Raw genomic sequence first — 13346 nt, 5'->3', positions numbered from 1 at the left:
CATTGGTTTAGACCTCTGACGCCCTACTGCTGAGGCGCTGGCGGCTGCTGCTGCTGCCATCCGGCGGGCGGTACGGGCCCCTGCAGCTCGGGGTGCGCGGGCTGACCGGGCTGACCTGGCTGGTCGCCCTGCGGTGGGGGCTGGACCTGCTGGTACGGGGGCTGGGCCTGCGCCGGCTGCTGCTGCCAGTTCTGCCCGGCGCCGGGGCCCGGCTGCGGGGGATAGGGCTGCTGCCGACCGCCGTACGGCTGAGGCTGCTGAGGCTGCTGATAGGGCTGACCGGGTTGCTGTGGCGCGTACGGCTGTCCGGGGTACTGGGGGTGGCCGGCGTGGCCGGGTTGCTGCGGCTGTTGGGGGGCGTGCGGCTGCTGCCCCGGAATCTGCTGTCCGGGGATCTGCTGGGCCGGGACCTGATGGCCCGGCAGCGGCGGGGCGTACTGCGGCGGCGGGCCGCTGCCGTCCGACGTCCACAGTCCCTGCTGCTGCTGGGCGCGCGCGAAGTCCTCGGCGACCAGGGCGGAGAGGTTGAAGTACGCCTCCCGGGTCTTCGGCCGCATCATGTCGAGGTCCACCTCCGCACCGGCCGACAGGTGCTCGTCGAACGGCACGACGACCACCCCGCGGCAGCGCGTCCGGAAGTGCTGAACGATGTCGTCCACCTTGATCATCTTGCCGGTCTCGCGGACGCCGGAGATCACGGTGATGGACCGCTGGACCAGCTCCGCGTACCCGTGCGCCGACAGCCAGTCCAGGGTCGTGGACGCGCTCGAGGCGCCGTCGACCGAGGGCGTCGAGACGATGATCAGCTGGTCGGCCAGATCCAGTACGCCGCGCATCGCGCTGTACAGCAGGCCGGTGCCCGAGTCCGTGAGGATGATCGGGTACTGCTTGCCGAGCACGTCGATCGCGCGCCGGTAGTCCTCGTCGTTGAAGGCCGTGGAGACCGCCGGGTCCACGTCGTTGGCGATGATCTCCAAACCGGAGGGCGCCTGCGAGGTGAACCGCCGGATGTCCATGTACGAGTTGAGGTGCGGGATCGCGTGCACCAGGTCGCGGATGGTCGCCCCGGTCTCGCGGCGCACCCGGCGGCCCAGCGTGCCGGCGTCCGGGTTGGCGTCGATGGCGAGGATCTTGTCCTGCCGCTCGCTGGCCAGGGTCGCCCCGAGCGCGGTGGTGGTCGTGGTCTTGCCGACGCCGCCCTTGAGGCTGATCACCGCGATCCGGTAGCAGGACAGCACCGGCGTACGGATGAGCTCCAGCTTGCGCTGCCTCTCCTGCTCCTCCTTCTTGCCGCCCAGCTTGAAGCGCGAGGCGCCCGAGGGGTTGCGGCTGCTGCGGGTCTTCTGCTTGCCCCGGATGAGCCGGTCGGAGGTGAGCTCCACGGCCGCCGTGTATCCCAGCGGGGCGCCGTGCGCGGAACGCGGGTCGCGGGGGCGGGGGTGGGCCAGGAGGTGCCGGCCCGGGGGTCGACGGGCGGTTGCGGCTGCGGCTGCTGCTGGGGGTGGACCTGCGCGGGGAGGTTCGGGGTGCCGGTGTCGGTGCCGGTGTCGCGGGTGGGGGCGGGGGTGCCTTGGGCCGGGGTGCCTTGGGCCTGGGGCTGGGCGCCCTGGGGGAAGCCGTAGCCGCTTTGAGGCTGGGGCTGCTGGGTCGGCTGGGGCTGCTGCTGTGCGGACCAGGGGGCCTGCGGCTGGGGCGCCTGCGGGGTCTGGGGCGCGGTCGGCTGCGGGCGCTGCGCCGGGAGGTTGGCGGCCGGGAGGGGCTGCGATTCCGGCTGCGGTGCCTGCTGCGGGAAGCCGTAGCCGGACTGCGGGGCGGGGGGCTGGGGCTGGGCGGCCTGGGGTTGGGCGGGCTCGGGTCGCGGGGCCTGCGGCTGCGGGTCCTGCGGCTGCTGGGCGGCCGGCTGGAAGGCGGGCGGCAGCGGCGGGAGACCGCCCTGCGAGGCGCCCTGCGAGGGCGCGGCCGGGGTCCAGGGAGACGGGGAGGCGTCCTGGGGCGCGCTGTCCGCCGGTACGTCGCGGGGCGCCGCGTCCGGGGCGGCCTCGCTCACCGGAGCCTTGTCGTCCGGCTCGGGGGAGTCCGCCCCCGGGGAGTCCTTCTCGCCGGAGGCGGCGGAGGCATCGTCGGAGGGCACGGCGTCGGAGGGCGCGGAGTCGGACGGCTCGGCCTCGGAGGGCGCGGAGTCGGACGGCTTCAGGCTGTACGGCTCCGAGGACGAGTCGGCCGACGCGAGGTCGGCACCGTCGCCCTCCTTGCCGTCCCCGGACGTCGGAGTGTCGCCGGCCGCGTCCGAGGGCTTAGGCGTCGCCGCCGCCTCCTCGGGTTCGAAGTCGAAGACCCTTCCCAGGACCTCGTCCCAGGACTCCTCCGGATCCGCGCCGGGCGTACCCGCCTCCGCGTCGTCCGAAACGGCACCGGCGGCATCGGACGCGTCGTCGTCGCTTTCGGCACCGGACGGCGCATCGCCACCCGTCTCCGCCTCGCGCTTCGCGCGGTCCCGCTCCTCGATCTCCCGCTTCAGCGCGGACGCCGAGAACCGCATGGTGGCGCCGCTGTCGAGGTCGCCGGTGTCCGGCGCGCCGGTGACCGGGGGCTCCGCCGGGGCAGGGGTCCAGTCGGGGTCGAAGCCGCGCTGCGCCGGGGGCGGGGGCAGCGGCACCGGGTCCCCGCTCGGCGGCGGGGGCGACACCGGAGGCGTACCGGCGCCGCCCAGGGAGTCGCCCGGCGCGTTCTGCGTGTACCAGGCGGGCGGGGTGTAGTCGATGGTGAACTCACCCGTCGTCTCGGCGGGCTCCGCGTCGGACGACTCGTCGACGGGCTTGTCCCAGCCCCCGCGCATCTCGTCCCGATCGCCGTTCACTTTGCCTCCTGGTGTGGTCGAGCACCCTTGTGCCGTGGTGGGTGGGGGCGTTCCCGTAACGCGAACCGCCCGGCTCTCCCCCTGGGACGCACATGGCCTGTCCACAGGTTCTCCGCCGCGTCCGGACCCAGCCTAAACGCCATGGGCCCCGCCACGGCAGGCCGCACGGCGCCGCGAACGCTGTCCCGTACGTCACGTAGTGCACCCAAGTGGACTGCGTGCGACAGGGAGTGAAACCCAAAGCGGTCAAATGCGTACAACTGCACCGTGAATTGCGTCCGCTGTATCTCTGGGCGCACGCTCGGGCGTACGCAGTCAGTCCACCCGGCGCGCGGCGCCCAGCAGCCCCGTCTCCGCGTCGGTCGCCCGGGTCGTCACCAGCCGGCTCTCCCGCCGGGTGCACCAGAGGGTGGCCCCGTCCGCCAGGGCGGGCAGCGCGCGGACCGCGCCGGCCGGCAACCGCAGGAGGCGCCCGGCCTCGTCCGCCTCGTCGGGCGACACCCGCTGCACGCCCACCAGCGACGCCTTCTCCATAGGCCCGGACGCGGCCGGACCCAGATACGGCAACAGGGTCAGCACCGACTGCCACGGCCCGGACACGGCCCGCCCGGGCGGCGGACGCAAGCCGCAGTCCCGTACGACGAGGACCGGCGAGGCCGCCGAGGGGACCGGCGGCGGCACCCGGCCGACCTCGTGCAACGCGACGCACCCGCTGCCGCCGACGGCCCGGGCCAGGCCCGCCCAGGCGTGCGCGCGCCCCGTCTCCACCGCGATCCGCGCGCCCGTCGCCGCCGCCCGCAGCGCGATCACCTGCGCCGTCCACAGCCCGCCGATGAGCGTGATCTCGTACGGGGAAGGGCGGTTGAGGCCCAGCACGGCGGGGAAGCCCTCCTCGTCCTCGCCGATCACCACCCCGTCGTCGCCCACCGGCAAGCCCAGCGAGGCCAGTTGCTCGGGTCCGATGGTGTACCGCCGCCGACGCGGACCGACCGGCCCGAATCCCAGCCGCCCCCGCACCCGCCCGGGCGCCGCCATCAGCGGGCCCCGCCCAGCGGCAGCGTGGCGAGCACCCCGGGCAGCTGCTCGCGGTCCAGCCGCACGAGAGAGATCCGCACCCCGCGCGCCGCCCGCTCCAATTCGCGCCGTGCGGCCCGGAGTTCCTCGCAGGTGCGCGCGCTGATCCTCAGGTGCCCCGCCGCCGCGACCTCCTGCCGGTCGCCCCGTGCCAGCGTCAGGCTGAACGTCGTGGCCAGCGCCGGGGCCGAGGTGAGCAGCGCGACCAGCCGGGGCATCGGCGCATCGCCGGAGCGCGGCCACCGCCGCACCCAGTACACGGTGTGCCGACGCCCGTCGCAGCTCCACGTCCGCGAGGTCTCCCCGGTGCGCCGGGCGGCTCCGTCGGCACGGGGGCCGCCGGTCGCGTCCGCGCAGGCCGCAGTGGTGAGCGCGACGCCGAGTTCCTGCTCCGTCAGCACCGTCGCGCCGAACCCCGCCCCGGCCAGTCGGCCGGACAGCTGGTCGGCGGCCCGCGACAGGCACCGCTGCGCCCCGGTCAGGCCGCCGCCACGCATGCGTACGGCCTCCGGGCAGAGCTCCGGGTCGAGCGTCAGCGTGACCCAGGTGAGCCGCACCGCCGGTGAGCCCGTACGGGCCTGGAGGGGCGCGTAGTTGAGCGTGGCCACCGCGTCGCCGGGGAGGTGCGGGGCCGGGGCGGGCCGGGTGTGCTGCACGATCCGCGTCGATTCCAGGCGGATGCCGTCGACGTCCATCACCTCCCGGACGAGCCCCGGCGACAACGGCCGAACCGTCCGGTCCTTCCGCAGCACCGTGTCCTCCGCGTCCACCCGCACCACCACCGTGAGGTGCGTACCGTCGCCGACCATGCCCACCGGCCGCCGGTCCCGGTGCGTGAACGAACAGGTGCGCAGGGCCGGTACGCATTCGGTCAGCGGGGCCACCGGGGATCCGGCACCCACGCCGGCTGCCCGCGTCCGCGAGGCGGCCCTCCGGTTCCGCACCCGGAACGCGACGACCGTGGCCAGCCAGGCCGGGAGGGAACGGCGGCGCCTGCGCACGACGGCGAGGACCACGAGCAGCGCGGCCGTCGGCCCGGCAGGCCCCAGGAGCGCGGGCCCGACGACCCAGGCACACAGCAGGACCGCCACCGCGACTTCGAACAGAACCAGCTGTTGCAATCGAAAAGTGCCGATCGGCCCGGCGCGCCGGTTCAGTCGCGCTCCGCCTCTGCTCGCCATCGTGCCCCGCCCCGTCCGTGCCGTGCCGCACCCGTCCCGCCGAGCCCTCCGGCGGAAGCGCACAGCGTACCGGCATTCGATCAACCCCCAGGTCCAGAAGGCATAGTGGTCGCAGACAGCGGAAGGCTCCGCCGAAGCGCGGACGGCGGGTGCCCGAAGGTGTGCGGCGTGGGCGGAGAGGGAAGGCGGACCGGGCCATGGTGACCCGACGGGACGAGCTGAACGCGTACACATTTGCGAAGAGAAGGGCCCTGGGTGCCTTCCTCCAGCCCTTACCGGCCGGTTCCGACGAGGGTGCCCCGCGCCCGCTGCGCGCCGTCCTTCCCGGCGTGCTCACCGGCGCCCTGCTCCTCGCCGGGTTCGGCGCGTACGGCATGTTCCGCCCGGTCGCGCCCAAGGGCTGGGACCGCCCCGGCGCCAAGGTCGTCGTCGGCCGGACGTCGACCACCCGCTATGTCGTGCTCACCACCGGCCGGGGCGCCCATCGCCGTACCCGGCTGCACCCCGTCCTGAACCTCGCGTCCGCCCGATTACTGCTCGACCCCGGCGACTACGGCGTCGTCCAGGTCGCCGACGACATCCTCGACGCGGGCGGACCCCCGCGCGGACCGGTCATCGGCATCCCCTACGCCCCCGACCGGCTGCCCGACGAGCGGGACGCGGGCACCGCCAAGCGATGGGCAGCATGCGTACGGCCGGGAGGCGGGGGCGCCGGTGTGCAGAAGGCCGGCTTCGTCCTCGCCGCCCGCGACCAGCGGCTGACGGAGGGCCCGAACCGGCTCACCGGAGGCCAGGTCCTCTACGTACAGGACCCGCACGGCACCCGGTACCTCGTGGACGCCCGGGGCACCAAATACCGCCTGGACGAGCGGCCCGGCGACTTCGGGCACCTCACCGACGCGCTGGTCGGCCGGGCCCGGCCGCGAGCCGTCACCGGCGACTGGCTCGCCACCCTGCACACCGGCAGCCCCGTCGTCTTCCCCGTCGTCCCCGGCGAGATCGGCGCTCCTGCCCGCGTCGAGGGCCACCTCTCCGCCCGCGAGAACCGCGTCGGCGCGGTGCTGCGGACCAGGACCGGTGCGGGCACCGCCTACCACGTCGTGCTCGACGGGAGGGTCCAGCCGGTCTCCGAGTTCACCGCCTGGCTGATCGTCAACTCCCCGCAGACCGCCGCCCTCGACCAGTCCGGCACCGCCTACCCGGCGGGGCTCCAGGACTTCGTGCCCGACCCGGCGCCCTTCGCGGGGCAGGCCGCGCACTGGCCCGCCCGCAAGGCCGTCCGCGTCGACACCGCGCACCGGAGCACCGTCTGCTCCGTACTGCGCGCGACGGACGGCAGGGGCCGCACCACTCTGAGCACCTGGGCCGGCACCACGTACCCCGCCGCCGTCGGCGCGGGCGGCACCAGCACCTACGTCACCCCCGGCAGCGGGCTCCTCTACACCCAGGTCCGGGGCCGCCAGACCAGGCCCGACGGATCACTCTTCCTGGTGACGGACACGGGATTGCGGTACGCGGTTCAGGGGAACGGCGACGGCGACCCCGGGCACTCCGCGCTCCCCACCGGCACCCCGCACGCCCAGGCGCGGGCCAACGAGGCACAGACCAGGCTCGGCTACGAGGACGTGAGGCCCGCCCTCGTACCGGCCGAGTGGTCGGAGTTCCTTCCCCGCGGTCCACGGCTCGACACCTCCAGCGCGCGCCGCCCGCAGGGTTCCTGACATGGCGGCGATCCGGCCGGTCGCGGCCCTCGTCGCACTGACCGCTCTCGCCGCGGCCCAGCCCGCGTGCGCGGCCACCGGACCGGAAGGCGGCGCGTGCGTCCTTCCGGCGAACCGGCCGTTCGAGGGCCGCCCCTGGTCCCTCCAGCGCGTGCTCCTCGACGAGTTGTGGCACGACACCCGGGGCGAGGGCGTCCGCGTCGCCGTCATCGACACCGGCGTGGACGACACCCACCCCCAGCTCGCGGGCGCGGTCGTCCCCGGCGCCGACACCCTGGCACCCGGCGGCGACGGCACCGGCGACCCGGTGGGCCACGGCACCCTGGTCGCCGGGATCATCGCGGCCCGCCCCCGCGAAGGGACCGGCTTCGTCGGGCTCGCCCCCGGAGCGACCGTCATCCCGGTCCGCCAGAACGACGCCCGCGGCCACGGCACTGACGCGTCGCTGGCCGCCGCGGTCCGCCTCGCCGTCGCCCGGCGCGCCCAGGTCATCAACATCTCGCAGGAGACCGTCGGCCCTCGGGCCCCCGGCGCCGCCCTGGGCCGAGCGGTGGCCGAGGCCGTCCGCCGGGACATCGTGGTCGTCGCCTCCGCCGGCAACAACGGTGCCGACTCGACCCGTACGCCTGCCTACCCGGCCGCGTTCGACGGGGTCCTCGCCGTCGCCGCGTCCGACCGCGACAACGAACGCGCCGCCTTCTCCCGGCCCGGGAGCTTCGTGGACATCGCAGCGCCGGGCGTCGACATCGTCTCCACCGCCCCCGGCCGCGGCCACTGCGCGGACAGCGGAACCAGCTTCGCCGCTCCCTATGTGAGCGCGGTCGCCGCACTGATGCGCGCCAAGTACCCGCACTGGACGGCCACCCAGATCGCCGCCCGTATCGAACAGACCGCGGAACGCTCCGTCAACGGCCGTGACGACTTCGTCGGATGGGGTGTAGTCGACCCGGTCCGCGCGCTGTCCGGCGACGACGCCCCGCAGGACGCCCCGCACCCCGACGAGCCGCCCCCCGGAGCCCGCGCACCCGACCCCGCGCCGCTGCCGGCGGCGGACACCCCGCAGCGCCGCGACCGCCGGTACGCCGCCTGGGCCATGGCTCTCACGGTCCTCCTGACCGGCGCGGTGGCGGGCGGAGCGGCCGTCGCACGGGAGCGGCGCCGACGCTGTACGGCACGAGCCGAAGGGCCCCCGGGAGCCGGCTCCGCACACCCGAGATGACCCTTCGCGGCGGCCGGGAGCCGACCCCGGACTGGCTAGCCTGAGCGGCCTGAACGGCCCAGAGAGAGGACCTCGTATGACCAGCCCCACGGGTGGATTCGCGCTTGCCGACGATCCGGTCGTCCAGGCCAGGAACAAGATCGTCCACACCGCCGAGGCGGTGTCCCGGCAGGCCCGGGAGCTGGCCGACGTCCTCGCCACGGTGGGGGCCGGGTGGACCGGTGCCGGCGCCTCGGGGTTCACCTCCGCGCAGCTCGTGGTCAACGAGGACCACGACGAGATCCGCCGCCTCCTCGGCGTCCTGCTCAACGCCGTCGACGGCACCAGGAACCTCAGCAACGCCAACGACGAGGAGGTCCGCGCGGCCTTCAAGGCGGTACGGGAACCGGCTTCCGCGGGCGGCACCTCCGCCCTGCACGGCGTCTGAACCGGCGCCGTTCCCCCGACACGACCAGAGGAAACCCGATGGGGCACGACCCGCACACCAAGGTCAGGTACGAGAGCGTCCAGGAGGTTGCCAACCGCATCCGCGCGGTCTCGCGCAACATCTGCCAGGACCTGGAGGAGATGGACGGCGCGCTCAAGGTCGTCACCGACACCTGGGACGGCCAGGCACACGCCGAGTACGTGACGCTCCAGCACAAGTACCGCAACAAGGCCGACCACATGAGGGCCCGGCTCGAAGAGGTCGCGAGGCTCATCGAGACCGGCAAGGACCACTACCGGGCCACCGACCTCCGGTCCTCACGCCTGTTCACCGAGGCCTACTGACCCGGGGCGAGCGGTACCGTCCCGGACCCGCCGGACGTACGAAGGGGCACGTTCACCCGAACGTGCCCCTCCGCGTACCCGGCGACCCCTACGGAAGGTCGAACTCGCCGTCCCTCGCGCCCAGAACGAACGCGGTCCACTCGGCTTCCGTGTACCTCAGCACCGTGTCCGGGTCCAGAGAGGACCGCATGGCCACCGCGCCGCCGGGAAGGTGCGCGATCTCGACGCGCTCCTCCTCCTGCTCGGTCCCGGGAGCACACAGCCACTCCACCCCCGAGATGTCGAGTGCGTACAGCTCGTCCTTCTCCGCCTGCGTGCCCATCGTGAGGGCTCCTTTCGTACCTGGCTCTGCACGGCACCGTACAGGCAACACGGCGGCCGGGGATCCGCTCCGCCAAACCCCCGCGGCCGCCCGGGCGCTCACCCCCGTTCCGGCAGCCAGCCGGTCTGCACGAGGCTCTTCCCACCGCGCCGGGTCGCCATGCACGCGCGCCCCGGCGGCATCGGGCGCGCACGCACCGAGCCGACCAGATCGCCCTCCGCCGGATCGCCCGACAGCACCACGCCCTGGGCGCCCAACTCCTTGATCCGTTGCAGGAACGGCTCGTACATCGCACGCGAGGCCCCGGCACAGGTGCGCGCCACGACGAAGCGCACCCCGGTGTCCCGCGCGAACGGCAGCCAGTCCGCGAGCGCCGCGAGCGGGCTGCCCGTACCCGTCGCGACGAGGTCGTAGTCGTCCACGACGACGAAGATCCGAGGCCCCGTCCACCAACTGCGCTCCCGCAACTGCCGGGGCGTGACGTCCGCCGGAGGCCGACGCCGCGCGAACACCCCGGCCAGCGCCTCCATATGCGTCGCGAGCGCGTCCGGCGTCGGCGCGTACTCCAGCAGATGGCTCTCGGGCAGGGCGCCCAGCAACCCCCGCCGGTAGTCCCCGACGACGAGCTTCGCCTCGTCGGGGGAGTAGCGGCGGGCGATCTGCCGGGCGAGCAGCCGCAGCAGCGCCGTCTTCCCCGATTCGCTCTCCCCGAAAACCAGCAGGAACGGATCGGCGTCGAAGTCCACGAACACCGGCTCCAGATCCGCCTCGGCGATGCCGACCGCGACACCCCGCTCCGGGAACTCGTCCCCCTTGGGCAGCCGCTCGGCGGGGAGCACGGCGGGCAGCAGCCGTACGGGAGGAGCCGGCGGACCCGCCCAGTCGGCCCGGATCCGCCCGGCCAGCGCCGCCGTACGGTCCGGGAGGACGGCCGCGTCCGCCACCGGGCCGAGGCACGGCGACGCCGCAAGGAAATGCAGCCCCTCCGCCACCTGGCCCCGGCCCGGCACACCGACGGGCACCTGCGCGGCGACCCTCCGGTCGAACTCGGAGTCCGACACGTCACCGAGCCGCAGTTCGAGCCGCCCGGTCAGCTGGTCCTTCAACGCGGCCCGCACCTCCAGATAACGGGCGGCGGTGAGCACCACATGCACCCCGTAACCGAGCCCCCGGGCCGCGATGTCGGTGACGACCGGCTCCAACTCCTCGTACTCCGTGCGGAAACCGCCCCAGCCGTCCACGACGAGGAAGACATCGCCCCACGCCTCACCGGGCAGACCGCCCCGGGCCCGCTCCCGCCGGTACGCGGCCATGGAACCGATGGACCGGGCCCGGAACAGCTCCTCACGGGCCCGCAGCACCCCGGCCACCTCCGCGACCGTACGCCGCACCCGCTCGGGATCCAGCCGCGAGGCGACCGAGCCCACATGCGGCAGGCCCGCCAACGACGCCAGCGCGCCACCGCCGAAGTCGAGCCCATAGAACTGGACTTCACGCGGGGTGTGGGTGAGCGCGAAGGACATCACCAGCGTGCGCAGCACCGTCGACTTGCCGGACTGCGGCCCGCCGACCACCAGCATGTGGCCCGCCGCCCCCGAGAAGTCCTGGAACAGCACCTCCCGCCGCTGCTCGAACGGCTTGTCCACCAGCCCGAGCGGAACGACCAGCCCGCCGGGTCCGCCGCCCCCCGCCACGGTGTAGCCGCGCTCCGGGTCCGTGCCCAGGTCCGGCAGCAGCGCGTCCAGACCCGGCGACCGGTCCAGCGGCGGCAGCCACACCCGGTGAGCGGGCACACCCTGCCCCTCGAGCCGCCGCACCACCACATCGAGCACGGACTCCGCGACCGTTTCATCCCCGCGCGCCGGGGAAACGGCGGCCGGAGCGCAGGACGCGGCCACCGTCCTCGGCACAGCCACCGGCAGCGCGCTGAACAACGCCGCCGCGAGGCCGCCCGACCCCACCCCGGCAGCCCGCCCGGGCCTACCCGGCCGGTACGGCCCCGAGACATACGCCGCTTTGAAGCGGGTGAGTTCCCGCGTCCCTGTCTTCAGGAACCCCGAACCGGGCACCGGCGGCAGGTCGTACGCGTCCGGCACCCCCAGCGCGGCCCGCGACTCCTCCGCCGAGAACGTGCGCAGCCCGATCCGGTACGAGAGGTAGGTCTCCAGGCCCCGCAGCCTGCCCTCCTCAAGACGCTGGGACGCCAGCAGAAGGTGCACGCCCAGCGAACGGCCGATGCGCCCGATCCGGATGAACGTGTCGATGAAGTCGGGTTTCGCGGTGAGCAGTTCGGAGAACTCGTCGATGACCACCACCAGCGTGGCCAGCGGTTCCAGCGCGGCACCCGCCGCCCGGGCCCGCTCGTAATCGTGGACCCCCGCGAAGTTGCCCGCCGCCCGCAGCAGTTCCTGACGGCGCTGGAGCTCACCGCGCAGCGCGTCGCCCATGCGGTCGACCAGCGCCAGGTCGTCGGCCAGGTTGGTGATGACGGCGGCCACATGCGGCATCCCCGCCATTCCCGCGAACGTCGCCCCGCCCTTGAAGTCGGCGAGCACGAAGTTCAGCGTTTCGGAGGAATGGGTGACGGCAAGACCGAGCACCAGCGTCCGCAGCAGCTCGGACTTCCCCGAACCGGTCGCGCCCACACACAGCCCGTGCGGCCCCATCCCGTCGAGCGCCGACTCCTTCAGATCGAGCACCACCGGGACACCGTCCTCACCCACCCCGATGGGCACCCGCAACCGCTCCGCGACCGGCCTGGGCCGCCAGGTCCGCTCCACCTCCACCGCACCCGCGTCGCCCAGCTCCAGCAGGTCCGTGAAGTCCAGCGCGGCCGACAGCGGCTCGTCCCCGCCCCGCCCACCGGCCCGTAACGGAGCGAGCCGCCGGGCCAGCGCCTCCGCCGCCGGCAGCGAGAGCCCGTCCGGCACACCCACCCCGCGATCCGCCTCCAGCACACCGGCCCGCACCCGCACACACAGAGCACCGCGCGGCCCCTCCGCGTCACCCGGGACCACCTCGACCAGCGTCACCCCCTCCACGCCCCCCGCCGCCCCCAGCGCCGAACCCGGAGCCACCCCCACCCCGTCCAGCACCACGACCACATGCGGCCGGTCCGGCAGCGGCGCCCCCTCCGGTACGAAGCGCCCCCGCCCCTCCAACAGCGCGCCGAGCAGAGGCTCCAGCCCAGCCGTGTCCCGCGCGAACAGCCTCTTCGCACCCGCCCCGTCCACCTCACCCGGCACCTGGACATGCGGCAGCCACTTCACCCACTCCCAGCACACCGCCGCGTCCCGCGCAGCCACCACCGCCACCACCAGGTCCCGCGGCGAGTGCAGCGTCACCAGCTGCGCCACCAACGCCCGCGCCGCCGCCCTCACCGGCTCCGCCGAACCGCTCAGCCGCACCCGGTACGCCTCCCGCAGCGGAACGCACAACGGCAGGCCGTCCAGCGAGCCGTGCACCGCCACGAACCGCCGCACCGCGTCCGCGCACACCGGCTCCGGCTCACCCGGAGCGTGCTCCGGCACCGCCAACGGCGTCGCGAGCGGCTGCCTGCCGAGCCCGACCCGCACCACCCCGAAGTCCGCGTCACCGGGCCGCCGCTCCCACACCCGGCTCCCCTCGGCGACCACCGACCACAGCTGACCGGGGGCGGGATGCGTGAACAACAGGCCGTCGCGCTGGGCCCGCGCCGTCCGCCGCACCGCACGACGGGCCCGCGCCAGCCGAGCCAGGTAGTCGCGCCGCACATCCGCCGCCCGCCCCTGCGTACCGCGCCGGAACCGCACCACCTGGGCCACCACCATCGCCAGCGTCGACACCAGCATCAGCACACCCATGACCCGCATGAACGGCGGCGCCTGCGGCGAGAAGAAGAACACCACCGACGACGCCATGCCCAGCACCGGGAGAAGTTGCATCAGCACCCCCTCGCGCTGCCCGCGCGGCAGCACCGGAGGCGGCTCCAACAACACCTCTTTCGTGGGAACTTCCGGCGGCAGCAAGCGGGGCGGACGCTTCACGACGATCTGGCTCACCGGTGCATCGATCCTTGGGTGCGGACGGGTGTGGGACAGGGCGGAAAGGGGAACAGCGCGCCGACGCGTGCGCGCATCGGAGGGACACCCCCTGCCCCGAAGCGCCCGTGATCCTACGCACTGTCAGCCTTCGCCCCGATCCGCCCGCTAGGGTGACCGGC

The 13346-nt window shown here is 74.4% G+C and carries 8 protein-coding genes and 1 pseudogene; 4 read left to right on the top strand and 5 right to left on the bottom strand.

Annotation, left to right across the window (positions count from 1 at the left end; translation table 11 throughout):
- Positions 1 to 23: 23 nt before the first annotated feature.
- From NEH16_RS08160 to eccE, 3 genes and pseudogenes are all read right to left on the bottom strand, one after another.
- Positions 24 to 2857 (bottom strand): annotated as a pseudogene (locus NEH16_RS08160) (SCO5717 family growth-regulating ATPase).
- A gap of 315 nt (positions 2858 to 3172) precedes the next feature.
- Positions 3173 to 3892 (bottom strand): hypothetical protein, encoded by a 720-nt coding sequence (locus NEH16_RS08155; RefSeq protein WP_265540579.1) that lies wholly within the window; start codon positions 3890 to 3892, stop codon positions 3173 to 3175.
- Entirely contained in the window at positions 3892 to 5052 is a 1161-nt protein-coding gene (gene eccE / locus NEH16_RS08150) for a type VII secretion protein EccE (RefSeq protein WP_374215671.1), read from the bottom strand. Before eccE ends, NEH16_RS08155 begins: the two co-directional genes overlap by 1 nt.
- A gap of 257 nt (positions 5053 to 5309) precedes the next feature.
- Between eccE and eccB the strand changes: the two genes are divergently transcribed.
- The 4 genes from eccB to NEH16_RS08130 all read left to right on the top strand — a co-directional run bounded on the left by eccB (position 5310) and on the right by NEH16_RS08130 (position 8823).
- A complete protein-coding gene (gene eccB, locus NEH16_RS08145) occupies positions 5310 to 6833 on the top strand; it encodes a type VII secretion protein EccB (RefSeq protein ID WP_265540575.1) in 1524 nt (507 codons plus the stop codon).
- 1 nt (position 6834) lies between these two features.
- The gene (gene mycP / locus NEH16_RS08140) at positions 6835 to 8052 is read left to right on the top strand and encodes a type VII secretion-associated serine protease mycosin (RefSeq protein ID WP_265540573.1); all 1218 of its coding nucleotides are present in this window, start codon (positions 6835 to 6837) and stop codon (positions 8050 to 8052) included.
- A 76-nt stretch (positions 8053 to 8128) separates the two neighbouring features.
- On the top strand, positions 8129 to 8479 hold the full coding sequence (locus NEH16_RS08135) for a hypothetical protein (protein ID WP_265540570.1): 351 nt from the start codon (positions 8129 to 8131) through the stop codon (positions 8477 to 8479).
- Between the two features lie 38 nt (positions 8480 to 8517).
- On the top strand, positions 8518 to 8823 hold the full coding sequence (locus NEH16_RS08130; RefSeq protein WP_265540568.1) for a WXG100 family type VII secretion target: 306 nt from the start codon (positions 8518 to 8520) through the stop codon (positions 8821 to 8823).
- Positions 8824 to 8911: 88 nt separating this feature from the next.
- On the opposite strand, the gene NEH16_RS08125 is transcribed toward NEH16_RS08130, so the two are convergent.
- Both NEH16_RS08125 and eccCa read right to left on the bottom strand, forming a co-directional pair.
- Positions 8912 to 9145, bottom strand: coding sequence for a DUF397 domain-containing protein (locus NEH16_RS08125; RefSeq protein ID WP_073963635.1), 234 nt, complete (start codon positions 9143 to 9145; stop codon positions 8912 to 8914).
- Positions 9146 to 9243: 98 nt separating this feature from the next.
- Complete coding sequence (gene eccCa / locus NEH16_RS08120; RefSeq protein WP_265540566.1) at positions 9244 to 13185, bottom strand: type VII secretion protein EccCa; 3942 nt, start codon at positions 13183 to 13185, stop codon at positions 9244 to 9246.
- Positions 13186 to 13346: the final 161 nt, after the last annotated feature.

The sequence above is a fragment of the Streptomyces drozdowiczii genome (assembly GCF_026167665.1).
In the GTDB taxonomy this organism is placed as follows: domain Bacteria; phylum Actinomycetota; class Actinomycetes; order Streptomycetales; family Streptomycetaceae; genus Streptomyces; species Streptomyces drozdowiczii_A.
This window is presented reverse-complemented; position numbering and strand designations above follow the sequence as displayed.